Origin of the sequence: Profundibacter amoris, from assembly GCF_003544895.1 — a bacterium.
Taxonomy (GTDB): domain Bacteria; phylum Pseudomonadota; class Alphaproteobacteria; order Rhodobacterales; family Rhodobacteraceae; genus Profundibacter; species Profundibacter amoris.
The window spans coordinates 2,159,906-2,186,231 of the sequence record NZ_CP032125.1 but is presented as its reverse complement, the minus strand read 5'-3'; the positions used below and the strand labels follow the sequence as shown (position 1 = coordinate 2,186,231).

The window sequence follows — 26,326 nt, the reverse complement described above, 5'->3', positions numbered from 1 at the left end:
ACTTAGCGTTTATCCCTCTGTTTGCGCAGCAGGCGGCCAATCAGGAACGATGTGCGCGGGGCGTAAACATAGGGGGTGCGCCGCTTGCGGGTCGGGCGTACGTTCATCCGGCTCAGGCCGAATATGATCAGCACCCCGTGCCCGGCCGCCAGAAAGATGAACAGCGATGCGGGGCCGTAGGCGTTGATCAGGCTGGAGGCGATCAGCGGGCTGGCGATGGCGCCGATGGCATAGAAAAACATCAGCGCGGCCGACAGTTCGACCCGTTCCTCGGTGCTGGCAAAATCATGGGCGTGGGCCGCGGCGACCGAAAAGATCGGGAAGGTGGTAAAGCCGAACAACACGGCGGTGGCCATGACCATCGCGGTGCCGGAGCCCGACATGCTGACCGTGATGGCGCAACTGCCGATGGCCGCAACAGACAGCCAGATCAGGATCCAGCGGCGGTCGAATTTATCGGCCAGCCAGCCGATCGGATATTGCGCCAGCGCCCCGCCCAACACGAAAGCCGCCAGAAACAGACCGATCTGGTTTAACTGCAAGCCAACCTCTTGGCCGTAAATCGGGCCAACCATGCGAAAGGCGGCGCTGGTCAGGCCGGCGACCACAACACCGGCGGCGGCCAGTGGCGATTTGGCAAAGGCCAGTTTAGGGCGCAGGCGCGGGGCTGCGGGGGTTTTAGGCGGGCTGGCTTTGGTCAGGGTCAGCGGCAGGATGGCGGCACAGCACAGTAGGGCCAGCAGGTTGTAGGACACATAACTGGCAGGCTCCAGCACCCCGATCATCAACTGCGCGGCCAGTGATCCTCCCATATCGACCATCCGGTAGCCGCCCATCGCCTGCCCGCGGATTTCATTGGTCACCTTGGCCTGCATCCAGCTTTCGATCACGGTATAGCTTCCGGCCACGCACAGGCCGGTGGCGATCCGCATGATGGCCCATGCCATCGCATCTATGATCAGCATATGCGCAAGCAAACCAATGGCTCCGGTGGCCGTAAAGGCGGCAAAGGCGCGGGAATGGCCGATGCTGCCCATCAAGCGCGGTGCCCACCAGCAACCGATGAAAAAACCAAAGAAATGCGCCGATCCAAGAAAGCCGACCTGTGCCGTGGTAAAGCCCAGCTTTAGCCCCGAAATGGCATCCAGCGGCCCCACGCCGCCCGAGGACAACTGCAACAGGATCACAGACAGAAACAGGGCGGCAAAGGAGATCATCAAGCGCATGGGAATGGTCGTTCGCGTTGTTCAATCTGCCGATCATGGCAAAGCTGTCGGGGCAGATCATGCCCGTATTCGACTTAAGCAGGTCGTTTTCGCGCTATTCCATTTGCCGGATCCGCGCCAGTATCCGCAGATCAATCCGGTCGCCAACCAGTTTCGGATATCCCGCTGCCCCGAAGGCCAAACGCGAGATTGAACCGGTCAGCAGGATCGACAGTTTCGACAGATCCTTTGGCGCACTGCCTTTCTGGCGGTAAAACACGGCGTTCAGGGTCAGGGGGTTTGTCACCCCCCGGATGGTGACCATCCCCACAACCCGTGCCCCTGTGGCTGTTCGCGATACCTTGGTGCTGGAAAACCGGATTTGCGGATGATTGGCGACATCCAGCACAGATTTTTCGCGCAAGGCCTGGGTGGCAAAGATAAAACCGGCCCGCGCTTTTCTGACATTAAGCGATATGCGCACTGTGGTTTTGTGCAAGGCAGCAAAATCAATCGTCAGATCGGCACTGGTCACCGGCATCGTGCCTTTTGTCGGGGCGCCGTTGAAATGATAGACAAACCCGACCGAGGATTTGTTGGCTTCCAGCAGATATCGCACCGGTTTTGCGTGTGCGGCAAGCAGGGTTGAAACCAAAAAGACCAGACTAAGAAATATTCGGGACATGGCGTTTCCTTTCCGGCGTGCCAAGGCACGGGGATGAAGATTTGGTGATATATTCGGCGTGTCCCCTCGCCAAATGCGTTTCACATGTTAAGCTGTCTGGGCAAACAGGAGGAAGACCATGAAGACAATACTCACAGCAATATTACTATTCTTGACTATAAATGGCGCAGCTATTGCCGAAGGCGTCAAGCATTTCGTCGCCATTCATGTGAACCAGAACGATCCCAAGGTGATGAATATGGCGCTAAATAACGTCATGAACGTCGCTAAATATTACGAATCCAAAGGCGATACCGTTGAAATCGAACTGGTGGCCTATGGCCCCGGCCTGAATATGTTTGTCGAGGGCAAAAGCCCGGTGGCGGACCGGATATCGGTTTTGTCCCTGCAACTGGAAAACCTGTCGTTTTCCGCTTGTGGCAATACCCACCGCAAAATGATCGAGAAAACCGGCGGCCCTGTGCCTTTGATGTCCGAGGCCACAGTCGTGCCATCGGGCGTCGTGCGGCTGATCGAATTGCAGGAACAGGGCTATGCCTATGTGCGCCCATAAGGGGTTGCCATTCTGACCCCACAGACTAGGTTCTGTTCCCTGACACATCAGGGAGCAGAACATGCGCATGAATGAACTGGGCCGCGCCGGCCTGAAGGTAAGCGAACTTTGCCTTGGCTCGATGACATGGGGCACACAGAACACCATGGACGCGGGGCACGCCCAGATCGACATGGCGCTGGATCACGGCATCAATTTTGTCGATACGGCGGAAATGTATCCGGTCAATCCGGTAGCCGCCGAGCATGCGGGCAGAACCGAGGAAATCATCGGTGAATGGTTTGCCCGAACGGGGCGGCGCGGTGATGTGGTTCTGGCCAGCAAGATCACCGGCAACAACGGCGGTTTTGTGCGCGATGGCGAGGATATTTCCTCAGGCGCCATTGTGCGGGCGCTGGAGGGGTCGCTAAAGCGGCTGCAAACCGATTACATCGACCTTTACCAGTTGCACTGGCCCAACCGCGGCTCTTACCATTTCCGCAAACATTGGGAATTCGACCCCTCGGGCCAGAACCGCGAAGAAACCATTGCCCATATCCACGATGTTCTGGGCGAATTGCAGCGTCAGGTGGAGGCCGGCAAAATCCGCCATGTGGGCCTGTCGAACGAAAGTGCCTGGGGGCTGGCGCAGTGGATTTGTGCCAGCGATGCCGGCGCGGGGCCGCGCATGGTGTCGATCCAGAACGAATATTCCCTGCTGTGCCGCCTGTTCGATACCGATCTGGCCGAGGCAAGCGTGAACGAAGACGTTGGCCTTCTGGCCTTTTCACCGCTGGCAACGGGCCTTCTGACGGGTAAATACAGGCCCGATGTCACGCCAGAAGGATCACGCCGCACCATCAACACAACCCTGAGCGGGCGCATCACCGACCGTGTCTGGGGGGCGATTGACGCCTATGAGGGTATTGCCGAACGCCACGGGCTGAATATCGCGCAAATGGCGCTGGCGTGGTGTGCAACACGGCCCTTTATGACCTCGGTGATTTTCGGGGCGACGTCGCTGGATCAGGTGAAACTGGCGCTGGGCGCTGCGGATATCACCCTGAGTGACGAGATTCTGGCGGAAATCAACACAGCCCACAAGGCGCACCCGTTACCCTATTGATTGGCGGCGGGAATAGGTGTTCACTGGGTCGGCGCGGATATTTCTGAAGCAAGAGGTTATTTTGAAAAGCCTGATTTTATTCGTTGGCCTGCTGGCCCTGTCCGGCTGTCAGGAAGACCCGGACATGATGGGCATGACCCGTGCCGACATCCGTGCCGCGCAAAAACAGTGCGAGGACAGCGGCGGCCGTTATGAACGCGCGGGACTGTTTGGCAATGCCTGCTTTCACGACACAAACGATGCCGGAAAATCCTGCAAGACCGGCAAGGATTGTGAGGGGGTCTGTTTTGGTGATACTCATACCTGTTCCGCTGTCACACCTATGTTCGGTTGTTTCAGTATGATTGATGATAACGGCGAGGTGTCCGAGATTTGCATCGACTGATTTTCACCCTCTTGTTCGCAATCACGGCCTGTGCGCCCGTCGCGGGGTATCGGGATCTTTCCGCGCGGATCACCTCGGTTGCGCTGTTTGATCCGTCTCTGTTCAAAGGGGACTGGGTGGTGGTGGCCAGTTATGATCCGGCCTTGTGCGGGGTGCGGGCCGGCATAACACCGCAAGGGTTTTACTGGGTTGAACGCAATTGCAACGGGGAAGAAAACCACAGCATTGCCCCTGTCACCGGACCGGGACGGTTCACGCCAAAGGGCGGGGCGCACAAGGGCCGTGAACATTGGGTGATGTGGGTGGACCAGACCTATCGCACTGCGGTGATTGGCTCGGTGGATGGCAGTTTTGCGATGGTGTTGAACAGGGATCAACACATTCCGCCCGACCGGATGCAGGCGGCGCGTGAAATTCTGGACTGGAACGGCTATGATCTGGGCCGGTTGATTATTAAACAATAGGGATATTTGAAAATGAAGAACCTGATTGCGATTTGCGCCGGTGTATTGATGACCAGCCCCGTTATTGCAGCCGAGCCGAACTGGACGGGTGTCTGGACCGGCGATTATGAATGGTGCAGGAACGCCGACCGGATCGGCAGCATCACGCCCGCGCCAATCCGCCTGACGGCGACGCAAATGCAGGGGTATGAAAATTCATGCAAGATTACTTCGGTCAGGGGAAATGACGAATATGCCTATTACGAACTGGCCACGAAATGTTCGGCAGAGGGCGAAACCTATACCGCCTATAATGTGCTGATGATGGACGGGGCGGATATTCTGTATATCTGGTACGGGGCGGGCGAACCGGTAAGGTTCATTCGCTGCGGGGATTGATATGAAACAGACAGTGGCGATCATTGGTGCGGGGGAAACCGGCGCGGGCTGGGCGGCGCGGTTCCGGGTGATGGGCTGGGATGTGCGGCTATTCGATCCTGACGATATGGCGCGGGGGCTGGTCGGGGCGGTGTTGCAACAGGCGCGGCGCGGGTTGCCCGGATTGTCGGACGTGGCCCTGCCCGAAACGGGCGATATGGTGTTTTGCCAGACCATTTCCGAGGCGGTGGATGGCGCTGTCTGGATACAGGAATGCCTGCCCGAACGGCTGGAACTGAAGCGCAAGGTTTTCCAGAAGATACAGGAACATTGCGACAGGCGCGCGGTGATTGCCTCGTCAACGGGCACCTTTACGCTGGCCGAATTGCAGGGCTGTGCCACGCGGCCAGAACAGATCATCGCCGCCCATGCGATTGCCCCGATCTATCTGTTGCCGCTGGTGGAACTGGCCGTGAATGACGTCAATTCGCCCGAGGTAACAGCGCGGGCCAAAGAGGTGTTGCAGGGCATCGGCATGGCCCCTGTGGATCAACAGGGCGAGGAACGGGTTTCGGTGGCGCTGCAAAACGCGCTGCAAACCGAGGCTGACCGGCTGATCGCCGAGGGCATGGCCACAGCGGATGACATTTCGGATGTGCTGCGCTACGGCCTTGGCCTGCGCTGGGCCGCATCGGGGCTGGATGCGTCACAGGACGCGGTTCTGGTGGCCATGTTGCGTGCGCTCAAGGCGCAGGATGCGGGGGCAGGGGCGGTGCTGAACCGCTTTGACGCGACACAGGCGGAACCGGTGCTGGATATCAAACAGCCCCTCCCGACCGTCACCCGCACCGTGCCGCTGGACTGGACCGATTATAACGGCCACATGAACGAGGTACGCTATTTACAGGCCTTTGGCGATGCCACCGACCGGTTTATGGAAATTATTGGCTGTGACGCGGATTACATCGCCTCGGGCGGCAGCTATTTCACCGTGGAAACCCATATCCGCCATCTGGACGAAGTCCACGCCGGCGCGCGCATCAGGGTGGAAACCCAATGCCTGCTGGGCGAAGGCAAAAAGATGCATCTGTTTCACCGGATGTATGAGGGGGACCGGTTGCTGGCCACGGGCGAACATATGCTGATCCATGTTAGTCTGGACACGCGGCGGGCGACGGTGCCGGCAGACCATATCGCGGCCCGTCTGGGCCAGATTGCAACGGCGCACGCGGCGCTGGACCTACCCGATGGTGCAGGGCGTGCGGTTGGGGAGGATAGATGAGACGGCGAAACCTGCTACAGCTAGGTAGGTGTGGGGGGGTAATCGCGGAGGGCGGTCACACACGAAACCCGGCCCCGCAAGTTCAGGGAAGGTCATTTAGAACCCCGATAATATTTCCGACTGGGACAAAGCCAAAACCACCTGCCGATGATGCTATCCGGCTATCGGCAGAGTTATCACGGTGATCACCAAGTAAAAAAATGTGGCCGTCAGGGATGGTGAATTCCCGCGTATTGTCCAAAAACTGCTTTGCCACATCTAAAATGGTATATTGTGTGCCGTCGGGAAGTGTTTCTTCAAACTGGTTTAGTTTACATACGCCGCCAACCTTAGGATTATTCGAGCAGCGGGGATACATCCCTGATATCTCGTTTCGCACAAATACTTCTTCGATAGTTCCCAAGCTCTTTTGCGGTAGAGGCGCGTTGTTCAGCCATACAACACCATCTTTCATCTGGATTGCATCACCAGACAGGCCGATTATTCTGCTAACAAAGGAAGCCCCGCGATTCACAGGGTGATCAAATACAATTATATCTCCGCGTTTAATCGCAGGTGGCGATGTTTGGACAAGATCGAAAATAACACAATCCCCTGTTTTGAGGTTCGGTTTCATGTGTTCAGATTCAATGATGAAATGGCGCTTGGGTTTCCACGCGCATTCAAGGCAGATACAAAGAGCATTCGCCGTGAAAGGGATGAATAGCGCGATGCAAAAGAGACCAATAGATAGGAACTGTTTCATAAACATAGAGAATTCTATTTCTGGCTAACTATCAAGGGAGTTTTTACGTCACCCAATCTCCCCCCGCAAGCCCCGCAAATACTCGGGCACATCGCGGGGCGACACCACACTTTCGCGCACCAGCCAGTCGAAATGGCCGATCAGCCCCTGCACCCTTTCCTTGTCGCGAAACGCCAGATAATTTCGGCCCAGATAGATTACGGCCAGTAAAGGGCCAAAGATGCTGATCGGGGCGGAGAACAGGCGCCGCGCGTCAAACAGGAACAGCCGCAAGGACGGGTATAGCTGGTCGTGCAACTCCAGCATCCGGTCGATCTGGGCGCGGCGGATACCGGCGGGCAGGCCGGTGTAATACCCCTCGCCACGGGCAAAGGATGTGAGTTCGTGCAGGGGCAGGGCGATTTCGTAATCCGAGGATGAGTTGCGCATCCAGTCCAGCAGATCGGTGGCCGCGCCCGTGGCCTGTTCGGGCGAGCGGCCCAGTTGCGGCTCGTATTCCCAGGCCAGCAAGTCGGGCGTTTTCAGCATGTCGGGCAGGGTGGCCGGAACGTGGCGGATTTTGTAACCCGCGGCCTCTTGGTGCCAGTTGAAGATTTCCGCATCCACCAGCGCGCGCGAGGCGGGCGTGATGCTCATTGCCGAGGCCAGCAGATCGACCGCCATTTCCGGATGCTCCGCCAGCCCCAGCAACCAGTCCGCCGACACCCCGAGTGCGGCGGCGCATTCCCCGACCACCTGCGCATTGGGCAGGCGGGTGCCTTGCCCTTTCAGCAACTGCGAGATGGTCGAGCGATCCACCCCCACCGCCCGTGACAGGGCACTGCGGGACATCCCGCTATGGTCCAGCGCCTGCGCCAGACGGGTGCGAAATAGGGCGGCGCGGGCGCGTTTGTCGGTTTTATTCTGGATTGGTGAATTTATCCTGCAACGGGGTATAAATGTTTTCCATTCCCTGAATATACAAAAACCTGCGTGCGGGATAGACCTGTCGGGGAAGGGATTTCAATCACAATGGACACACCGAAACGCACATGGGTCAAGGCGGTTTGCTGGCAGTTGCTGGGACTGGTCACCATGTCGGCGGTGGGCTACGGCTTTACCGGATCCATGCGGGTTGGCGGGGTGATGGCGCTGGCCAATGCGGCGGTTGGGCTGATGACCTATATCGGGTACGAGCGTCTATGGGCGCGGATCGGTTGGGGGCGCAAGGGCGCCTGACCCTCGACACTGCCGCGCGGGCCTGCCAATAAGCGGGCATGGAACTCTGGATCCCTGTCACCATCGCGGCTGCTTTTTCGCAGAACCTGCGGTTCATGCTGCAAAAGCACCTGAAATCGACACGCTTGTCGGTGGCAGGGGCGACATTCGCGCGTTTCCTCTATTCCGCACCGCTGGTGGCGCTGATTGTGGTGATCTACATGCGGCTGCGCGGGTTCGACCTGCCGCCGGTCCAGCCGGTGTTCGGGGCCTATGTGGTGATCGGGGGCCTTGGACAGATCATCGGCACGATGTGTGTTGTGGCCCTGTTTTCGCAACGCAATTTTGCGGTCGGGCTGACCTTCAAGAACACCGAAGTGATCCTGTCGGCGCTGGTCGGGTTTATCGTGCTGGGCGAAGGGCTGTCGCTGTGGGGCGTGCTGGCGATTGTGATCGGCTTTGTCGGGTTGATCCTGTTGTCGGATGCGCCGGGCAACAGCGGCCCGTTGCTGCGCCGCATCTTCAACCCTGCGGCCGGTCTGGGCCTGCTGTCGGGCCTGTCCTTTGCCGTATCCGCCGTGGCCTATCGCGGCGGGGTGCTGGCACTGGGGGATGGGGACACATTCCTGCGGGCCAATCTGACATTGGCGGTGGTCACGGCGTTTCAAAGCGTTGTGCTGGCGGTCTGGTTGCTGGCGCGCGAACGCGGGCAGATCACGCGGGTGCTGGCGGCGTGGCGGGTTGCGGGGCTGATGGGGATCATGTCGATGGTCGGCAGCCTGTGCTGGTTCACCGCTTTTGCCCTGCAAACCGTGGCCTATGTAAAAGGGCTGGGACAGGTGGAACTGCTGTTCGGGGCGCTGGCGTCCTATTTCTACTTCAAGGAACGCAGTACCTGGCGCGAGGTGGCGGGGATCGTGATCCTGCTGGTGTCGATCCTGCTGCTGGTGCTGGTGATTTAGGGCAGAAATAATCCGTTCAATCCGGCCCCGTGGAAACCCGCGATTTCGGGCAAGGCACGGGTGAGGAAATCCTGTTCTATCCGCACCCCAATCTGCGCATCCGCCACAAGACGGGCGACCCGGTGGACGGGGTGGCAAGTTATCTGCACAGCGATCAGCTTGGCTCGGTGCGGGTGATGACGGGGGTGGATGGGGCGTCTGACAAAGAGGTCACATACCGGCCCTTCGGCGAGGCGGTGGAGTTTGTCACCGATCCGGCGGCCCTGCCCGAGACCAAGGGGTTCATCCCGCTCTCGGGGTTTGACTACATCAAACCCCGAGAGCGGCAACGGGAGAACGCTTCGACGTCGACGCCGGCCTGCAATACCTGAACGCGCGGTATTATGACCCGAGGCTGGGGATGTTCATCCAGCCGGACTGGTTTGAGGTGACCAAAGCGGGGGTCGGGACGAACAGGTATGCGTATAGTTTGGTGTTGTCACGTTAACTATCGATATTTGCAGAAAGTGGCATTGGTGGGTAATTGTTGCTGATGACCAAATCACGCCTCAGCTACAAATGCCACCGCTTTCCACCTGAAATCATCGCCCATGCGGTCTGGCTTTATTGCCGGTTCAACCTCAGCTTGCGCGAAGTGGAGGAGATGTTTCTGGAACGCGGTATCGACATTTCATACGAAACAATCCGTCGGTGGGTTGCGAAATTCGGGCCCGCTATTGCGCGTGAACTACGCCGCCGACAGTCTCAACCTGGGGATATCTGGCATTTGGACGAAGTCGTTGTCACGATTAAGGGCCGTAAATTCTGGCTGTGGCGTGCGGTTGATCAGAATGGGGTAGTTCTGGACGAAATCTTGCAGAGCCGACGCAATACGGCAGCAGCAAAACGTCTGCTTGCCCGATTAATGAAGAGGCACGGGCGGACCCCGAAACGCTTCATTACCGACAAATTACGATCCTACGGCGCAGCTAGGCAAAAGATCGCGCCGGGCGTGGAACATCGGTCTCACAAAGGATTGAACAATCGCGCCGAAAACAGCCACCTGCCGTTCCGGAAGCGGGAAAGGGCGATGCAAGGTTATCGTTCGCCGGGTAGCTTGCAGCGGTTCGTGTCAATCCACTCCGCCATCCGAAATTGCTTTTCCGTTCCAGCCCGTCGCCGCTCCGCATTAACAATTCGATATCACCGGCTAGAAGCATTTGATGCTTGGAATGCCGTAGTCAACGCTGATTGAATATCAGAACCGTGGCTTTTTCAAAGTAAGCCAGTTAACGTGACAACACCGTTCGTGCAACTGCAACATTATCATTGCTGATTGAACTGATCGACGCAAAACACACTCCGCTCGTTCTGCCACCTTTTTGCGCGATTGCGGTTGCTCCACTCCCGGCCCGGTGGAGGCGTGTTGCACGGATCGTCTACCAAGTGCTATCAGGCGCTTTTGTTAAGACCATGGGTAAAGGCGACTTGTTGCTCATCTCTAATCCCGGCAACAAACCCCCGGTTTGCTCTGGATCATGGTGAAAATCCCGCAAAACGGGTATAATGCGAACTTAATGCAAGCATGCTCGGCCGATGCGCTTGGCCGGCAAAGGGGGTTCACATGGTTAATTCTGCACTTGTTTTTACCGATCGCCGGGATGCAGGCCGAAAATTGGCCGCGGAACTGGCGAATAAGAATTATATCTCGCCCGTAATCTATGCACTACCACGCGGTGGCGTGCCGGTTGCCGCCGAGGTGGCCGAGGCGCTGGGCGCGCCGCTTGACCTGATTTTGGTGCGCAAGATTGGTGCGCCCAGCAATCCGGAAGTGGCGCTTGCCGCCATCGTCGAGGGCGACCCGCCGCAAATGGTGGTCAATGACGAGGTCATGCGCCGTTCGGGTGCGAGCGAGGCTTACTTGAACCAAACACGCGACCGGGAACTTGCAGAAATGCAGCGCCGCCGCACAGCCTATTTGGGCGATCGGTCGCGCATCAGCCCAGCCGGGCATACGGCGGTTGTGGTCGATGACGGGCTGGCCACCGGCGCCACCATGAAGGCCGCGATCGTCGCCCTGCGCCGGCTTGGGGCCAATCGAATAGTGGCCGCCATCCCGATTGCCCCTGCCAGCGAAGTGCAGGCCTTGTCCGAGATTGCCGACGAAGTGGTGTGTCTGATAGCAGCGCAACATTTTCGCGGGGTTGGCGGCGCCTTCCGCGACTTCCATCAGCTCAGTGACGAAGAAACAGTGGGTTATCTGCGCAGGGCATGGTCGGAGGTGGGGGATGACGCGCGCGGGCCGACGCTCCGGCGCGAGGTGACAATTGCGCCGGTCGGACTGATCGGTGACCTTGTGGTGCCGCCCGAACCGCGCGGCATAGTGCTGTTTGCCCATGGCAGCGGTTCTAGCCGGCTCAGCCCGCGCAACGGGGCCGTGGCCAGTCAGCTAAACGAGCTGGGCTTTGCCACGCTTTTGCTGGACCTTTTGACCCCGGAGGAGGCCGCCGACCGGCGCAACGTGTTTGACATTCCGCTTTTGGCCGAGCGTCTGCTGGAGGCCGAATTGTGGATTTCCGGCGAGCCGGGGCTGGCTGAATTGCCGCTGGGCCTGTTTGGCGCCAGCACCGGTGCCGGGGCCGCGCTTTTGGCGGCTGCCGAACTGGGGCCGCGGGTCTCGGCGGTGGTATCACGCGGCGGCCGACCGGACCTTGCGGGGCCGCGTCTGGTTGACGTGCAGTCGCCGACACTGCTGATCGTTGGTGGCAATGATCCGCAAGTTATGGAGCTTAACCATGCCGCGCTGGCGCAGCTTGATTGTGAAAAATTGCTACGCGAAGTACCGGGTGCGGGACATCTGTTCGAGGCACCCGGAGAGCTTGAAGCGGTGACCGAGATGGCAGGCGACTGGTTCCAGCATTATCTGGCCAAACCTGCCGAGGCGCCGTTGGTTACGCCAGGTGAAGAAGCGCCGCCGCCCGCCACTCCGGTGGAGGTTGTGCGCGCCGGGGCCGAGCCGCTGCCGGACCCCGATGACCCTGCCTTTGGCGCCGCATTCGACCGCTATGGCGCGGCGCGCGTAGTGCTGCTGGGCGAGGCCTCGCATGGTACGTCCGAGTTCTACAGGGCCCGTGCCGCCATCACCCGACGGCTGATTGAAAAGCATGGGTTCAACATCATCGCGGTCGAGGCAGACTGGCCTGATGCAGCGACCATTGACCGGCATGTGCGCGGTATTGGTACGCGCAAACGCAACGTGGCGCCGTTCACCCGCTTTCCCACATGGATGTGGCGAAACAAGGATGTGGACAAGTTCGTTGACTGGCTGCGCAGTTATAATGCCGGTTTGCCCGAAGTCGAGCGGGTGCGGTTTCAGGGGCTTGACCTCTACAGCATGTCAAGTTCGATCGCCGAAGTGCTGACTTATCTCGACCGGGTTGACCCCGAGGCGGCGGCGGTGGCGCGCAAGCGCTATGGCTGTCTTGAGCCGTGGTCGCAAGAGCCCGCTGCTTATGGCCGCGCGGCGCTGACCCGTGGCTATGCCATGTGCGAAGACCCGGTTGCCAAGGTGCTGGTGGACCTGCTGCGCAAACAGCTTGAATATGCCAGCGCCGATGGCGACACCTTTTTCGACAGCACGCAAAACGCCCGCCTGGTGAAGGATGCGGAACGCTATTACCGGGTGATGTATTATGGCTCCGATGAAAGCTGGAACTTGCGCGATACGCATATGTTCCAGACGCTAAAGCAAATCATGGAGCATGTGGGACCAAGCGCCAAGGCGGTGGTGTGGGCGCATAACTCGCATATTGGCGATGCGCGGGTGACCGATATGGGCGTCAATCGTGGTCAGCTGAATATTGGCCAGCTCAGCCGCGAGGAATGGGGCAGTGACGTTGCCCTGATCGGCTTTGGCACCCATACCGGAACAGTGGCGGCGGCCACTGATTGGGACGGGCCGATGGAGGTCAAGGCAGTGCGCCCCTCGCGCCCGGATAGTCACGAAAACCTGTGCCACGAAGCTGGCGGAGAGCGCTTCCTGCTGGACCTGCGCCCCGGTGCCAAACCGGACCTGCGCAGGGCCATGGCCGAGGCCCGTCTGGAGCGATATATCGGCGTGATCTACCGGCCGGAAACCGAGCGCTGGAGCCATTACAGCCACTCGCTTCTGGGTGCTGAGTATGACGGTTATGTCTGGTTCGAGCGCACCAGCGCCGTGGTGCCGCTGCCCGGACAGGTAGGCCGTGGCGAGGATGAGACCTATCCATTCGGGTTATAGCCCGCAGAAATTACCCGGGGACCGTTAGCCAGCCTGAACCCGGTACGGGGTCCACGGTGAACGGGGTACGGGGTTCACGGTGGACCCCAAACCATCCTAAAACCATCCATAAACCACCTACGCGCAAGCGCGAGGCGGCGGAGGAAGAGGTCGAAGATTTAGAAGCTTAAAAGATATTGGCGAAATATCCAGACGACAGGATCCGAGACAAGCGGACCTGCTTACGTCAGATTTCTACGGCACTCCGAGAAGGCATTCCGCCTGAGGATCTGCTGATGGTGACCGTTGGCCAGAAGATTGGGGAACGCCTGATGCATGTATGGTGCGATATCGATCTGCTCGGCAGGTAGTTGGACGCCACGCGCACAGAACTCAAAGCGCACAATTGGTTGGATATACCTGTCTGGTGAAGTCTCGCGCATTCTGGAGGGTTTTGCCGATGGCCCAGAATAATGCAATCACCGCCATGAGTGGCGACTTCTTTGATCGTGACTGGAGCCGTATTCGCGGCAGCATGCCACGGCAGCGACAAAAGCAAATGGTACGCGCGGCCAGCATCGGCCTTACCAAACGTGTTGCGGCCCAGTTTGCGCACCCAGTAGCGCCTCGGTGCTGCGTCCGACCTCCAGAAGCTGCGCGGCGATCCCGAGCGTCGCTTGCATATGCGGGGGCTTTTTCGCCTCCAGCTTAATAAGCAGGTCGATATCTCCAGACGCTGACGCGATGGTCTGGCGCATTTCGGCCCATTGCGAGGTTATGGAGTAGAACCAGCCATCCGAATGGCGCGCCGCTTCCTTGGCTTGGCGTTCGGTGATGGCCTCTTTCAGATCGGCATCCCAGCGGATCAGGGTGTCTTGCGGTAGATGTGGGGCCACGGTCGTGGTCAGATCAGACAGATAGCCATGCGTGCTTTCGCCCAGTGCGGCCATAATTTTGTCGGGCAGCAGATTGGCCTCTGCCTTGGGCAAGGTTTGCACCAGAGTACCGGTCGCCTCGATCGCCTGATAATAGACGTCCTGAACGCGGCCCGAGGAATCGTCGACGCGCTCAAACAGGGGTAATCGGCCCGAACGTGTGATTTCGGCCAACTTGAGGAACATGTAGGGAACAAAGTTGAGATTGACACTTATGGCATAGGGTTGTTGCCTATTCCTTCTTTTAGAAGGAGTCGTTCAATGCATTCAGAATTATCTACAGAGGAATTGGCCCGCGCCTGGAGTTTGAATTTTGCTGATCTGGACTTTCTAAGCACAAAACCCAAGGCCACTCGATATGTGCTGGCCGTGCAACTCAAATACTTTGCCGTAAACGGGTGTTTTGCCCATGATGCGAGTGATATTCCTTCGGAAGCCGTTTCATATTTGGCGGAACAATTAGGCAATAAACAGCCTGACTTAACCGAATTGAGTTTTGGTGGACGATCAAAACGCCGCCATCGTGCAGATATTCTAGAATATCTTGGTTTTCAGCGTTTGAATGCTTCTGATCGCGCCGCTTTGGTTTCCTGGGTAAAGACTGACCTTTGCCCCACAGGTAGATCAGTGGCGGCAATGGTTGAGCAGATATTCCTATGGTGCCGTGATCGTAAAATCATCCGGCCTGCACCAAGCGAAATTGAGCGCATTGTCCGTTCTGAACGGCATCGCTTTTAGAGGGTTGGCTTGATAGGATTGCAAGTCGTCTTTCAGACGAAACATTAAGGTTAATGGAAGCCTCTTTATCTGACCCGGATGGCTCATCTGGGTTTCACACAATTAAGGCAGATGCCGGTCGCGCATCATTGGAAAACTTTTTGAATGTTACGGAGCGGCTGGCGTTCATTCAACGCCTACAGCTTCCCAGCGAAATGTTGTCAGAGCTTGGCAAAACATGGGTTGAGCAGATTGTGCGGCGTGTGGGTGGTGAGAAAGCCTCTGAAATGCGCAGGCACGATCAAAGACGCAGGCTCGGGTTTTATGCGGTCTATTTAATGCACCGTGAAGCACATATCATTGATGATTTAATCGATCTGCTGGTTGAAACCATTCACAAAATCAATGTGCGCTCAAAGCGCAAAGTCATTTCTGGTATCGCGCGTGATATTGAAAAGGTTTACGGAAAAGAGCGCCTGTTGGTCGATATTGCGACTGCGGCAATGTTTAAGCCCAACGGTCGCGTGTCGGATGTAATTTTTCCTGTAGCTGGACAAGTGAAACTGGCCGCGATTATTAATGAGCACCGCGCCAAAGGCACACTTGAAAAGCGTATTTATGCTGTCATGCGGGGTTCCTACGCCAGCCATTATCGCAGAATGCTGCCTAACCTGCTTTCGGTATTGGAGTTCCGCTCAAACAATGCAGTCTGGCGGCCCATACTAGAAGCTTTGGACTGGATTAAACGTATGCAGGGGAGTGGGACCCGTTATGTCCCGGAGAATGATGTGCCGACGATGGATGTCATCCCTAAAAAATGGCGCAGTGCTGTTATTGATGCGGACGGGCGCATTAACCGGATCAGTTATGAGCTTTGTGTTCTCAGCCAATTGCGAACCTGCATCCGCGCTAAGGAAATATGGGTTGTGGGAGCGGATCGCTATCGAAACCCTGATGATGACCTTCCCAAGGATTTTGAGATTAAGCGCCAAGATTATTACGCCGAGCTGAAACTGACGCAGGATGCCAAAGAGTTCACGCGATCCATTCGGAAAAAACTTGAACAGGAACTACGGTCGCTGAATGTCGAAATGCCAGCAAATGATAAGGTCCGCATTCTTTGGCGGGGCGACAATCGCATCTCCATCACCCCATATAAGCCCTTGCCAGAACCAACAGGCCTTATCGCTATAAAATCAGAAATTGGGCAGCGTTGGCCGATGACCGGGTTACTCGATGTTTTAAAGGAAGCAGCGCTTGATACCGGATTTTTGAATGCTTTTGAAAGCTCTGCCTCGCGGGTTTCTTTACCAAAGGCCGATATAGATAAACGTCTTTTGCTTTGCCTGTATGGTCTCGGGACAAATGCAGGCATAAAACGTATCGCGGCTGCGGGTGATGCCAGTTATGAAGAATTACTACACATCCGCAGGCGTTTTATTCACCCTGCCGCCCTAAAAGATGCCTGCGCACAGGTTGCGAATGCAACACTGGCAATTCGCAACAAAGCCATTTGGGGAGATGTTGGCACAGGCTGTGCTTCGGACTCTACAAAGTTTGGCGCATGGGATCGAAATCTTATGACCGAATGGCATGCCAGATATGGCGGGCGAGGCGTGATGATTTATTGGCATGTGGAAAAGCGTTCTACATGCATCTATGCTCAACTTAAACGCTGTTCCTCGTCGGAGGTTGCCTCGATGATCGAGGGCGTTTTGCGCCATTGCACGGATATGGAAATTCAACGCCAATATGTTGATAGCCACGGGCAAAGTGTTGTCGGGTTTGCGTTCTGCCACTTGTTGGGATTTGAGCTTGCCCCAAGGCTGAAAGCTATTGCCCGCCAAAAACTGGCCATACCAAGTGCCAATATGCGCTCGAAGTTATCAAACTTGCTGCCCATCCTGTCCAGTGTCATCAATTGGGGCGAGATCGAACAACAATATGATGAGATGGTGAAATATGCAGCCGCTATGCAAAGTGGCACCGCTGATCCCGAAGCAATTCTACGGCGGTTTACGCGGTCAGATGTGATGCACCCCACCTACAAAGCTCTCAGTGAACTAGGCCGCGCAATCAAAACCATTTTTCTGTGCAAGTATTTACGGCAGGAAAAGTTTCGCAGGGAAATTCATGAAGGGCTGAATGTGGTTGAAAACTGGAACCGTGCCAACGGGTTTGTGTTTTTTGGCAAGGTCGGTGAAATTGCGACAAACCGTCGGGAAGATCAGGAAATATCCGTGCATGCACTGCATTTGCTTCAGGCATCATTGGTTTATGTAAACACGCAGATGATGCAATCGGTGTTGGCGGAGCCGAAATGGGCCAGCCGTTTGGCACCTGAAGACTATCGCGGCCTTAATCCGTTGATCTACAGCCATGTAAATCCATACGGGCGGTTTGAGCTGGATTTGGATAGCAGGATGGATTTTCAGAATAGGGTTGCATAATTAATGGCTTCAGAACATTATGTGAACATATAATTTTAGGCGTAAGGACATTTCATGCAAGATATCACAATTTATCTGCCGGGCATTTTGCTCGCATATTCAGCTTTTCTTCTCGCAATCGCCAGCCCGGGGCCTAATGTTTTGGCAGTTATTGGAACTTCAATGAGTGTGGGCCGCTCTTCAGGCATAGCACTGGCCATGGGGGTCGCCACAGGATCCTTTACGTGGGCTGTTCTTACCGTTTTTGGCTTGTCCGCAATAATGGCAAGCTATGCATCCGCGCTTATCGCAATAAAAATATTCGGGGGACTCTATCTTCTTTGGCTCGCATACAAGTCTTTTAAATCAGCGGCGTCGAAGCACGATATCGAAGCAAAAGAATTGGCAGGCGAACGCCGAACACCATTGGGGTATCTTAAACGCGGCTATCTTATTCAGATGACCAACCCCAAGGCCGCCCTCGCGTGGATCGCAATTATTTCACTCGGGCTTCGCCATGATGTACCACTATGGGTAGGCGCGGCCATCGTAATAGGCACTTTTATCTTATCCATTGTTATTCATCTACTTTACGCAGTGGCATTCTCAACGCCAGTAATGGTCAAGGTTTACGGTAATTCTCGCCGCATAATTCAAGGTGTTCTTGGCACGTTTTTCGCTTTGGCTGGCCTGCGTCTTCTAACAAGTCGGAGCTGAAGTTATGAAGAATTATACCAACCCTGCTGCGATAAACCTGAATACCGGATTTGTGGTAATGGTCAGGATTATTGCCAAAGACGGTGAAGCAGATGCGGTTGCCAGCATCTTGGAAAGCCTGGTCAAGCCGTCCATGGCTGAGACGGGAATGAAATTTTTCATGCCATATCGCTCGCCAAACAATCCAGCTGAATTCCTAGTGTATGAACTTTATGAAAATGAGGCGGCTTGGGACACACACAATGCGTCAGAGCATTTATTGAATGTTGTGGATGAATTGGTTTCCAAAGCCGATTTTCGCGAGCGGGTTCCGTTTCTACCTTTTGTTGCTTAATTGTTTTGCAGATTAAAAATCTGCCAAATTGCTGTTCTATAGGATTAATATGCGCATTGCATTTTTACACACCGCTGAAGTTCACGTTAAGACCTTTGACGGGATTTTTCAAAACCTGAACAGCAAGGTTGAGCTTATTCATAAAGTGGATTCTAGCTTACTTGAGCGCGCGCAACGAAATGGTTTGGAAGATGTGCGCTCTGAGACAATTGCAGCTTTAACCGAGCTTTCAGCAGCAGAAGCAGTCGTTTGCACATGTTCTACCCTTGGTCCGATAGCCGACGAGTTGTCAAAAACATACAGGCATATTTTCCGAATTGACCGCCCAGTTATGGAGGAGGCATGCCGGAGTGGTGAAAATATCCTCGTCGCGATCTGCCTTGAAAGTACAAGAGACGCAACTTTAGCGCTGCTCAACGAGTGCGCCTTGCAAATGGGCAAAGTGATACGACCTGAAATTATTCTGTGTAAGTCGGCATGGCCATATTTTGAGCGCGGGGAAATGGCTATGTTTGCGACTGAAATCGCCGAAACAATAAAGGCTGCATTACTACAGAGAAAACACACCGACTGCGTTGTTCTGGCCCAAGCCTCGATGCGTGTCGCTGAAGGTTTGTTGGAAAATGCGGGTCCTCCGGTGGTCTCCTCGCCCCTGCTGGCCGCCAAACGAGCAATTGAGATCGCAGGTAAATCTTAACTCGCATGAAATTTCACTCTGTTTTGGTTTTGAAATACCAACTAAGGGTGTCGCAAAACTTTGTTGCAAAAGACTTGCATGAAATATGGATATGCCCGCGTCTCAACCGTCGATCAAAATGCCAACCTGCAAAAGGATGCCTTGAAATCTGCGGGATGCAAAAAAGTTGTCATCGAGCAAATATCGGGCGCTTCTGCCAAGCGGCCGAAGCTGGATAAGTTGCTGGCTTCCCTTACCGACGGTGACATCCTTACGGTTTGGCGATTGGATCGCTTAGGAAGGTCGTTACCGCATTTGATTGAAGTCGTCCGCGACCTCGAAGAGAAAGGTGCGCATTTTCAAAGCCTGACCGAAGGCATCGATACAACAATTGCCCAAGGGCGTCTGACATTCCATCTGATGGGCGCACTTGCCGAATTTGAAAGATCGCTCATTGTTGAACGCACCCAAGCCGGTTTAAAAGCCGCGCGAAAACGCGGCGTTCGCATCGGCCGCCCTCCTGCACTCACTTCTGCCCAGATCAAACACGCAAAAAAGCTGATCGATGGCGGCGAAAGGCCAACTGCCGTTGCCGCATCCCTAAATGTAAATCGCTCTACATTATATAGGGCAATAAAATAACGTATTTGCCAATGTTCCGCTTGTGTTCTTCAAGTTGACCGGAATCACACGTTCGGGCCGATTACCCCAGCTAATGGTACTGCCGCTGGTAAATGGCATTGATGCGACCGTCGCCGGAGGTAGGATGTTGTGGGACGGTGTGCCTGTAACCCGTCTTGGCACCCAAGCTTTGATTGATCTTGGCATGCCTGAAGCCTACGCGGAACTTACATATGACTTGCTTTCAGGTGGCTTAGAAATGGCATCTGTCGCAGCTTTAATAAAATCTGGGAATATTAAGTCAACAACCCCAAGTGATTGGCTTTCTGGGAACTCAAATATTGAGACTGGGGCTTTGGTCCATTTTGGTGACGGCAAAACGGCTATTGGTTCGGATTCTCGTACTATAAACACTTTTTTGCAAAGCGATGGCGGCGAGTTTGGTCATACAGTAATTGTTCACGGATCAAAGACTTATGATGAAATTGGTGGCGTATTTTACGTCGATGAATTACCCACAAACGTGGCCCAAATTGCAGATGCGATTCGTGCTAACCCAAGCTATGATGAACTCGAAAACACAATGGTATGCTTGGCGTCTTGTTGGAGTGGCAGCAATGGCACAGCTCAGGAACTTGCAAATCAATTAGGCAGACCCGTATATGCCCCTAGTGTTCCTGTTGCATGGGATCAAGGCATAAATGGTTGGGTTTTAGCAACGCATGATGCATTTGGGGAAGCGCATATGTTCGATTTATCTGGTTACACAGTAGACTGGCATACGTTTCATCCCAATTGAACAAGAGGATATATTATGAAGACCTTTTTGAGGTATAAGGAAGAGTGGGATAATAGAGCTAAATTATCTGCACCCTACATATTTGATAGATTGCCGACCGGGGTCACATATGAGATGTTGCCCAAAGCGTCTGATTATTTCGGCCTTTTATCAGAGAAGGAAGCTGAGGAACTATTCTCTTACATGGTACAGGATAAATTTTTGTCTTTAATACCAATGTGGGATGATTTTGCTTTGTTAGAACCTGGGAAACCCGAAAAGATACCGGCATATGCATATTCTGACGGGATGTATTTTTGGTATTATCGCCATGCGTACTTCGTTAAGACATATCGTATGATGATGCCAGAAACATTTATGGAGCATTACAGGAAAAACCGTAACCATAACTCTGATTTTACAACGAAAGGAAACTTAGAACTAAATGAAAAAAAGAAAGCCATGTACAAACAGTTAAATGAAGGGGACTTATCCTTCTACGAGATGTATGAAGAGGTAAATCCCACTTTATTAACATAACATCACTTATGCGCGAGAATACCATGCCCCGCGCCCCTGGCCATGCAGCTTCAAATGACCCTCACTTACAAGCGCACGGAAATGTTGTTTCAAGGTATTGCGATTAGCCCCTGTCAGTTTGACCGCATCGCCTATACTTAAACGCCCGTGCTCTTGCACCAGCTCAATAATCCGTGCCGCCAACTCTGACATTTCTCCCATCATCAGCTTTTCACGCTCCACCCGCGTCCGCAGCCGGACCATTTGTTGTCGCAGCGCCTTCAGAAAGAACAACAGCCATGGCTCCCACTCCGGCTGGTCCGTCCGGATCGTGCCCTGCGTCTGGCGCAAGGCCAGATAATAACCCTCTTTGCTTTGCTCAATTACGCTTTCCAGTGAACTGAACAAAACATAGGCATAGCCGGAGCGAAGCAGCAGCAGTGTCGTCAGCACCCGGCTCAACCGGCCATTACCATCCTGAAAAGGGTGTATTTCCGAAAATACGACAATGAAAATCCCTATAGCCAGCAGCGGATGCAGTGATTTTTCCTCAGTCGTGCGGTTAAACCAGTCCAGCAGTTCTTCCATCAGGCGCGGTGTGTCGAATGGTGAGGCGGTTTCAAATACAATCCCGATCTGCGCGCCGGTCTCGTCAAAAGCCGCGACGCTGTTCATCGAGGTTTTATAGGCGCCCCGATGCCGTTCGTCTTTCGAACTGTGGCGCAATAAATCCCGGTGAAGCTGTTTGATATGGTTTTCTGTCACCGCAATATCTCGCCAGGATTCGAACACCGTCTCCATCACTTCGGCATAACCGGCCACCTCTTGTTCGTCGCGGGTTTCAAAGAGGCGTATTTCCAGATTGGCCAAAAGGCGTTGCACATCCCGGTCCGACAGACGACTGCCCTCAATTCTGGTGGATGACCCGATGCTTTCAATCGTTGCCACCCGCCGCAAGGCCGATAAACGTTCCGGTGCCAGCGTCCCCAAGGCGCGCCATGCACCCTTGAATTCGTCGATCCCGGCAATGAGCGAGAGAATCTCGGGTGTGATTTCAAGTGTATCAGTATTGATCATGGACCATTAATACACCCAATTACACCCGTTTGCAAATCAACTGAAAAATAGCGCAATAACCATGCGTCCCAAGTGGCCGGTTTTTACGCCGCCCTTTGGCAGGTTTTTACTCCGCCGTTGACAGCATCGACCATCTCGCGGCTAAAGTCGACCTGGTGGGACGAATACGAGGTGTGGCGTAAACGTGATCTGGCGGGAAAGCGCTATGTCTACATCTGGGCTGACGGGGTCTACTTCAACCCGCGCCTGGATGACGATCGTCAATGTATGCTGGTGATTATCGGGGCCGATGAATATGGCGACAAGGATATTCTGGGCATCATGGACGGGTTTCGCGAGAATGCGGACAGCTGGCGGGAGCTTCTGCGCAGCCTGAAGAAACGAGGGCTAACAATTGCGCCCGATCTGGCAATAGGTGACGGTGCTCTGGGGTTCTGGACGGCGCTGCGCGATATTTATCCGACAACTCGGGAACAACGATGTTGGGTCCACAAGATGGCCAACGTCCTGGGGGCGATGCCAAAGCCGCTTCAGGAAAAAGCCAAGGCTGGTTTGCAGGATATTTGGCAAGCCGGGACAAAAGCGGATGCTCTTGCGGCTTTTGACCTGTTCGTTGAAACATACGGTGTGAAATACGAGCGCGCAGTCAAGAAGCTGACCAAAGATAAAGATGTGCTGTTCACCTTCTACGACTTCCCGGCCGAGCACTGGAAACACATCAGAACCACCAATCCAATCGAGAGCGTATTCGCTACCGTGCGCAACCGGACCCGAAAAACCAAGGGCTGCCTGAGCCGCAAAACAGCGCTGTCCATGGTCTACAAGCTGATGATGTCTGCCAAGAAAAAATGGCGCAAACTCGACGGTAAAAACCGCCTACCCGAGATCATTCAAGGGGTTGAGTTCAAGGACGGGATCAAGAAACATCAAAATGCCGCCTGACAAGGCCGTCACCAACTTTTGGGCATAGCTCTTGACACTTGGCGGGGTCAGTATTGGCGCAATCGTGCAACCACATATGGGGAGTAGATAATGGACTATGATGAAGTAGCCTCGCTAATCGAAGAGAAGCGTGATGTGACTGTCGATTTTGGGACGCATGATAGCGAAATAGTCCCCTCACAGAAACGGATTGAAGAAACAGAAAAGCGCTTAGGGGTGAAGCTCCCTCCCAGCTACATCTGGCTTTTGAAAAATTATGGTGGTGGAACGGTCTTTGGTGACGATATCTACGCGATATCAAAATCGTATTCCGAGCAGGATATGTTTGATGTGGCGAGCAAAACCATCGCCGACCGTAATCAGGGTTTCTTAAATGACAATGAAATAGCAATTTGCACCACCGACTTTGGCGAGCAGTTTGTTATGGATACATCGACAAAATCAGATGATGGTGAATACCCTGTAGTCCGGAAAATGGGCGATGCGAGAAAGCAAGTAGCTGATAATTTTGTTGATTTTTTGGGGCGTTACATTGGTGAACAAATCACCTGACCCAAATCTTTTGTCAGAAAGATTGTGGCTCACTCCGCCGCCGGTTCTTCCTCTTGAAACTGTCGCATTTGCACGGCACAAAACCAGCTCTCATCGCTTCCTTGGATATTTTGTCCTTTGGCGATGTCGCACCATTCTGCGGTGTCATCATTTTTGATAAGGTTAATTGAGCGTTGGAAATCATTGGCTCTGATTGTGGTTTGCGCATAATAATACGCCGCGCCACCGGCCAACATAGCCGCCACCAGCATGGCACATCCCAACGTGACCCAATCCCATTTTGAGCGCTGGTCACGTTCTTGGGGTCGAGTCCGGTAGAGGGCGAAATTGTACGATAACACGCTAACTATTAGAGATTAAACAATTAAATATTTACCGTTTTATATTACTTTGGCCCTTTTTAACTCAGGAAGTTTCTATGAAAACAATTGGTTAGTTTCTTGTGATACTATTCAGCCCTCTACCGGACTCGACCCCTTACAGGATATCCGACACCATGATTGAGAAATTTGGCACCGTTGAACAGTTTATTGCAGGTTATTTCCATCAAGATTGGGATCTTGATGGAGACGACGATGGAGAGGTCATTGCATCGTTTGTCGAAGGCGAAAGTATAGCGCATGTGCAAAAAGTTGTTACCTGCTTTGAGGAAAAGCTGAATGAGTTGAGTTTCGACGCGAAGGCCGCAGATATCTTTTTGCAACAAGTAGGATGTGCGTACAGGTATCAAGAAGATGGGCATTCTGGTGTTGAGTGGCTTAACAGGTTGCTCAATTTACTGCGGATAAATCTATCAAAATGCACTTAACTTATCGGGGTCTGCTCCGGCTGAGTGCTAAATCCTTCGTTAAGCCGCTATTTCACTGTTTTTGCCACCTATATTCGCCCGTGATGAGAATATGGGCCCACCCGAGGGGCGAGATGTGCGCCAAGAGGTCTGGAGAACAATCCAACCCTGCACGTTTTCGCTGCGCAACGGCTTTGCCAAGCTGATCTGTGTTCCAGTAAATAATGATGGCGGCCAGGAGATTTAGCCCAGCCATGCGATAATGTTGGCCCTCGGCGGTGCGATCTCGTATTTCGCCCTGACGTCCGATCCTGAGCGCATTCTTTAAGGCATGATGGGATTCACCTTTGTTGAGGCCAATCTGGGCGCGGCGTTGCATGTCTGCGTCCAGCAACCAATCGATGATAAAAAGCGTCCGTTCGACCCGTCCGATTTCACGAAGGGCGATAGCCAGATCATGTTGTCGTGGATGGGCGGCAAACTTCTTCAGGAGTTGGCTGGGTGGCATGATCCCCGCCACCATTGTGGCAACACTGCGCAAAATATCTGGCCAGTTGGCCAGGCACTGCAATGAACATAGCAGAAATAAGAACCAGATTACATTTGTTCTACTTTTGTACTTTCAACTGGCCAAATATGCAGCTTCGGGCCGATTAGGCCTACTTTGCACGATCCGTGACATTTCTACTTTGTTGACACAATCAATAATGCTGGCGCACTATGCGAGGTTCGTTAAAAATGCAACTCCTATTTTGAGACTCACCGCTCGGGAGCCGTACACCACATCGACCACAGCGCTAAAAATTTTTGCCCGCCAAACCCTGTCCCAGAAAACTGAACACCTAGAGTAGACGCCGAGCTATATCGAGAGCAATTGCTGCGCTGGTGAACGAACAATACTCTTGAATTCCATCCGCTTTCTCTTCGTCAGCGAAATCAGCTACACTCTTCACGATTATGCAGATTGGCTTGGGCTCTGTAGCTTCTCGGGCCGCCCAACAGACAGCAAATGCCTCCATGTCAATACCAGCAACTTTTCTCACTTGCTTTTGCGCAAGCGCTTCGAAAAACTCTCCGTTCGCTTGGACGGCCGCACCGCTCGCCAACGGTGCCAGAGTTCCTCTAAGCCTGTTGTCTGGCTTTGCACCCTGAAAACTATCATGAATTCTATCAAGACCCGCTTGGTCGCCGAGTACCGCTTCTGCGGCTGATTGAGCACGAGGATCTATGGGCAGCTGATATGGATTTGCAAAAAATTGAACTCCCATTTCAGATCCGATGAATTTACCACTTCCATAGTCCCACGTCGTTGATGCGACAATGCACTCACCGAACTGAACTTCTCCTTTTCTTCCGGCACAAATCCCGCTCATAACAACGATTTTTGGCTTGAAATGAGCACATGCCTTTGTGGCTAACGCGGCCGCGGCAGTCAAACCCATCGAGGGAGCTGAACAGGCGACAATCCGACCAGATTTCCCCGTACTGATCTCTACCTCTGCCTTAAAGTACCGCGCATGATCCCCAACGACTTGAAGTTCTTCAAATTTTGACGATATCGCGATTTTGAGTTGGCTTAGTTCTGGTCGGGCTAGTGCGCATATGAAGAGAACGTCACATTCGGTTATTACCTCTGCTTCATCTGTGGCGTTACGTGCCAATAGATATCGGGCCTTCTCCGTAAGCGTTTCTTTCCACTCAATCGCATCTGGACCGTATCTTGCAATACTCCAAAGCCCTCGGCTGAACTCAGGTTCCGCCTTCGAAAGCGCTTCTGAGCTAACCGTCAGACCAACAATGTGCTCAGGGCGGTTCAGCCCCTCATTTCTGTCGAGTTCAGTGAGAAGCCTGCTACCTCCAGTTTCACTTGGTTCATCTGACAGCCTAGTGGGCAGAACTAGATCTAAGACTAATAGTCCATATTTGTGTGTTTTAAGTAGCTCCACAGCACCGACGACACACCCTGAGGTATCAATAGCGTCTTCTGAAATGCCTGCTTTAGAAAAGACTTTCAAAATCTCTCGGACCTTGTTTTGGTCATCGTCAACAATAAGTATAGTTTTAA

General features: G+C 54.1%; 30 protein-coding genes and 2 pseudogenes. 23 read left to right on the top strand and 9 right to left on the bottom strand.

What is annotated here, in order from left to right:
• Positions 1-2 precede the first annotated feature (2 nt).
• Complete coding sequence (locus BAR1_RS10950) at positions 3-1,226, bottom strand: MFS transporter (RefSeq protein WP_118943054.1); 1,224 nt, start codon at positions 1,224-1,226, stop codon at positions 3-5.
• A 94-nt stretch (positions 1,227-1,320) separates the two neighbouring features.
• Positions 1,321-1,890, bottom strand: coding sequence for a YceI family protein (locus BAR1_RS10945; RefSeq protein ID WP_118943053.1), 570 nt, complete (start codon positions 1,888-1,890; stop codon positions 1,321-1,323).
• Between the two features lie 118 nt (positions 1,891-2,008).
• Here BAR1_RS10945 and BAR1_RS10940 point away from each other — a divergent pair, with 118 nt between their 5' ends.
• The 6 genes from BAR1_RS10940 to BAR1_RS10915 all read left to right on the top strand — a co-directional run bounded on the left by BAR1_RS10940 (position 2,009) and on the right by BAR1_RS10915 (position 6,036).
• Complete coding sequence (locus tag BAR1_RS10940) at positions 2,009-2,443, top strand: DsrE family protein (RefSeq protein WP_118943052.1); 435 nt, start codon at positions 2,009-2,011, stop codon at positions 2,441-2,443.
• 61 nt (positions 2,444-2,504) lie between these two features.
• A complete protein-coding gene (locus tag BAR1_RS10935) occupies positions 2,505-3,548 on the top strand; it encodes an aldo/keto reductase (protein WP_118943051.1) in 1,044 nt (347 codons plus the stop codon).
• Between the two features lie 61 nt (positions 3,549-3,609).
• A complete protein-coding gene (locus BAR1_RS10930; RefSeq protein WP_162891758.1) occupies positions 3,610-3,933 on the top strand; it encodes a hypothetical protein in 324 nt (107 codons plus the stop codon).
• Positions 3,921-4,397: a lipocalin family protein gene (locus tag BAR1_RS10925; RefSeq protein ID WP_118943049.1), complete on the top strand. Its 477-nt coding sequence runs from the start codon at positions 3,921-3,923 to the stop codon at positions 4,395-4,397. Before BAR1_RS10930 ends, BAR1_RS10925 begins: the two co-directional genes overlap by 13 nt.
• A gap of 12 nt (positions 4,398-4,409) precedes the next feature.
• Positions 4,410-4,775 carry a hypothetical protein gene (locus tag BAR1_RS10920; protein WP_118943048.1) on the top strand — a complete coding sequence of 122 codons (366 nt, stop codon included), beginning with the start codon at positions 4,410-4,412 and terminating at the stop codon, positions 4,773-4,775.
• A 1-nt stretch (position 4,776) separates the two neighbouring features.
• A complete protein-coding gene (locus tag BAR1_RS10915; protein WP_118943047.1) occupies positions 4,777-6,036 on the top strand; it encodes a 3-hydroxyacyl-CoA dehydrogenase NAD-binding domain-containing protein in 1,260 nt (419 codons plus the stop codon).
• Between the two features lie 82 nt (positions 6,037-6,118).
• Here the strand turns inward: BAR1_RS10915 and lepB are convergent, their stop codons facing one another.
• Complete coding sequence (lepB, locus tag BAR1_RS10910) at positions 6,119-6,787, bottom strand: signal peptidase I (RefSeq protein ID WP_118943046.1); 669 nt, start codon at positions 6,785-6,787, stop codon at positions 6,119-6,121.
• Between the two features lie 42 nt (positions 6,788-6,829).
• Positions 6,830-7,690 carry a helix-turn-helix domain-containing protein gene (locus BAR1_RS10905; protein WP_118943045.1) on the bottom strand — a complete coding sequence of 287 codons (861 nt, stop codon included), beginning with the start codon at positions 7,688-7,690 and terminating at the stop codon, positions 6,830-6,832.
• A 102-nt stretch (positions 7,691-7,792) separates the two neighbouring features.
• Here BAR1_RS10905 and BAR1_RS10900 point away from each other — a divergent pair, with 102 nt between their 5' ends.
• The 6 genes from BAR1_RS10900 to BAR1_RS10875 all read left to right on the top strand — a co-directional run bounded on the left by BAR1_RS10900 (position 7,793) and on the right by BAR1_RS10875 (position 13,198).
• On the top strand, positions 7,793-7,999 hold the full coding sequence (locus tag BAR1_RS10900) for a DUF2061 domain-containing protein (RefSeq protein ID WP_118943044.1): 207 nt from the start codon (positions 7,793-7,795) through the stop codon (positions 7,997-7,999).
• A 38-nt stretch (positions 8,000-8,037) separates the two neighbouring features.
• Entirely contained in the window at positions 8,038-8,940 is a 903-nt protein-coding gene (locus BAR1_RS10895) for a DMT family transporter (protein ID WP_118943043.1), read from the top strand.
• A gap of 29 nt (positions 8,941-8,969) precedes the next feature.
• Positions 8,970-9,311, top strand: coding sequence for a hypothetical protein (locus tag BAR1_RS10890; protein ID WP_118943042.1), 342 nt, complete (start codon positions 8,970-8,972; stop codon positions 9,309-9,311).
• The gene (locus BAR1_RS18410) at positions 9,299-9,427 is read left to right on the top strand and encodes an RHS repeat-associated core domain-containing protein (protein WP_118943041.1); all 129 of its coding nucleotides are present in this window, start codon (positions 9,299-9,301) and stop codon (positions 9,425-9,427) included. Before BAR1_RS10890 ends, BAR1_RS18410 begins: the two co-directional genes overlap by 13 nt.
• Before the next feature lie 45 nt (positions 9,428-9,472).
• Entirely contained in the window at positions 9,473-10,174 is a 702-nt protein-coding gene (locus BAR1_RS10880; RefSeq protein ID WP_118943040.1) for an IS6 family transposase, read from the top strand.
• Between the two features lie 369 nt (positions 10,175-10,543).
• Positions 10,544-13,198: an erythromycin esterase family protein gene (locus BAR1_RS10875; RefSeq protein WP_118943039.1), complete on the top strand. Its 2,655-nt coding sequence runs from the start codon at positions 10,544-10,546 to the stop codon at positions 13,196-13,198.
• A gap of 563 nt (positions 13,199-13,761) precedes the next feature.
• Here BAR1_RS10875 and BAR1_RS18020 read toward each other — a convergent pair.
• Positions 13,762-14,298: a DUF6880 family protein gene (locus BAR1_RS18020; RefSeq protein ID WP_162891757.1), complete on the bottom strand. Its 537-nt coding sequence runs from the start codon at positions 14,296-14,298 to the stop codon at positions 13,762-13,764.
• A 75-nt stretch (positions 14,299-14,373) separates the two neighbouring features.
• On the opposite strand from BAR1_RS18020, the gene BAR1_RS18205 reads away from it, so the two are divergent.
• From BAR1_RS18205 to BAR1_RS10830, 8 genes are all read left to right on the top strand, one after another.
• Entirely contained in the window at positions 14,374-14,850 is a 477-nt protein-coding gene (locus BAR1_RS18205; RefSeq protein ID WP_228408536.1) for a DUF4158 domain-containing protein, read from the top strand.
• Positions 14,851-14,903: 53 nt separating this feature from the next.
• Positions 14,904-17,279: a Tn3 family transposase gene (locus tag BAR1_RS10855; protein ID WP_267128375.1), complete on the top strand. Its 2,376-nt coding sequence runs from the start codon at positions 14,904-14,906 to the stop codon at positions 17,277-17,279.
• 54 nt (positions 17,280-17,333) lie between these two features.
• Positions 17,334-17,975 carry a LysE family translocator gene (locus BAR1_RS10850; protein ID WP_118943036.1) on the top strand — a complete coding sequence of 214 codons (642 nt, stop codon included), beginning with the start codon at positions 17,334-17,336 and terminating at the stop codon, positions 17,973-17,975.
• A 4-nt stretch (positions 17,976-17,979) separates the two neighbouring features.
• Positions 17,980-18,309: a putative quinol monooxygenase gene (locus tag BAR1_RS10845; RefSeq protein WP_118943035.1), complete on the top strand. Its 330-nt coding sequence runs from the start codon at positions 17,980-17,982 to the stop codon at positions 18,307-18,309.
• 49 nt (positions 18,310-18,358) lie between these two features.
• A complete protein-coding gene (locus BAR1_RS10840) occupies positions 18,359-19,006 on the top strand; it encodes an aspartate/glutamate racemase family protein (protein ID WP_118943034.1) in 648 nt (215 codons plus the stop codon).
• A 78-nt stretch (positions 19,007-19,084) separates the two neighbouring features.
• Positions 19,085-19,627 (top strand): recombinase family protein, encoded by a 543-nt coding sequence (locus tag BAR1_RS10835; RefSeq protein ID WP_118943033.1) that lies wholly within the window; start codon positions 19,085-19,087, stop codon positions 19,625-19,627.
• A 124-nt stretch (positions 19,628-19,751) separates the two neighbouring features.
• Positions 19,752-20,405: a hypothetical protein gene (locus BAR1_RS18015; protein ID WP_162891756.1), complete on the top strand. Its 654-nt coding sequence runs from the start codon at positions 19,752-19,754 to the stop codon at positions 20,403-20,405.
• Between the two features lie 15 nt (positions 20,406-20,420).
• Positions 20,421-20,924 (top strand): hypothetical protein, encoded by a 504-nt coding sequence (locus BAR1_RS10830; RefSeq protein ID WP_118943032.1) that lies wholly within the window; start codon positions 20,421-20,423, stop codon positions 20,922-20,924.
• A gap of 6 nt (positions 20,925-20,930) precedes the next feature.
• Here the strand turns inward: BAR1_RS10830 and BAR1_RS10825 are convergent, their stop codons facing one another.
• Positions 20,931-21,980 carry a Fic family protein gene (locus tag BAR1_RS10825; protein ID WP_118943031.1) on the bottom strand — a complete coding sequence of 350 codons (1,050 nt, stop codon included), beginning with the start codon at positions 21,978-21,980 and terminating at the stop codon, positions 20,931-20,933.
• Between the two features lie 117 nt (positions 21,981-22,097).
• Here BAR1_RS10825 and BAR1_RS10820 point away from each other — a divergent pair.
• Positions 22,098-22,922, top strand: a pseudogene (locus tag BAR1_RS10820) (IS256 family transposase); the annotation flags it as partial.
• A 90-nt stretch (positions 22,923-23,012) separates the two neighbouring features.
• Entirely contained in the window at positions 23,013-23,474 is a 462-nt protein-coding gene (locus tag BAR1_RS10815; protein ID WP_118943030.1) for an SMI1/KNR4 family protein, read from the top strand.
• 29 nt (positions 23,475-23,503) lie between these two features.
• Here the strand turns inward: BAR1_RS10815 and BAR1_RS10810 are convergent, their stop codons facing one another.
• A complete protein-coding gene (locus tag BAR1_RS10810) occupies positions 23,504-23,725 on the bottom strand; it encodes a hypothetical protein (RefSeq protein WP_118943029.1) in 222 nt (73 codons plus the stop codon).
• A gap of 245 nt (positions 23,726-23,970) precedes the next feature.
• Between BAR1_RS10810 and BAR1_RS10805 the strand changes: the two genes are divergently transcribed.
• The gene (locus BAR1_RS10805; protein ID WP_118943028.1) at positions 23,971-24,282 is read left to right on the top strand and encodes a contact-dependent growth inhibition system immunity protein; all 312 of its coding nucleotides are present in this window, start codon (positions 23,971-23,973) and stop codon (positions 24,280-24,282) included.
• 52 nt (positions 24,283-24,334) lie between these two features.
• On the opposite strand, the pseudogene BAR1_RS10800 reads toward BAR1_RS10805, so the two are convergent.
• Together BAR1_RS10800 and BAR1_RS10795 are read right to left on the bottom strand one after the other, a co-directional pair.
• Positions 24,335-24,823 (bottom strand): annotated as a pseudogene (locus tag BAR1_RS10800) (Tn3 family transposase); the annotation flags it as partial.
• 280 nt (positions 24,824-25,103) lie between these two features.
• Entirely contained in the window at positions 25,104-26,276 is a 1,173-nt protein-coding gene (locus tag BAR1_RS10795) for a 5'-methylthioadenosine/S-adenosylhomocysteine nucleosidase family protein (protein WP_118943027.1), read from the bottom strand.
• Positions 26,277-26,326: the final 50 nt, after the last annotated feature.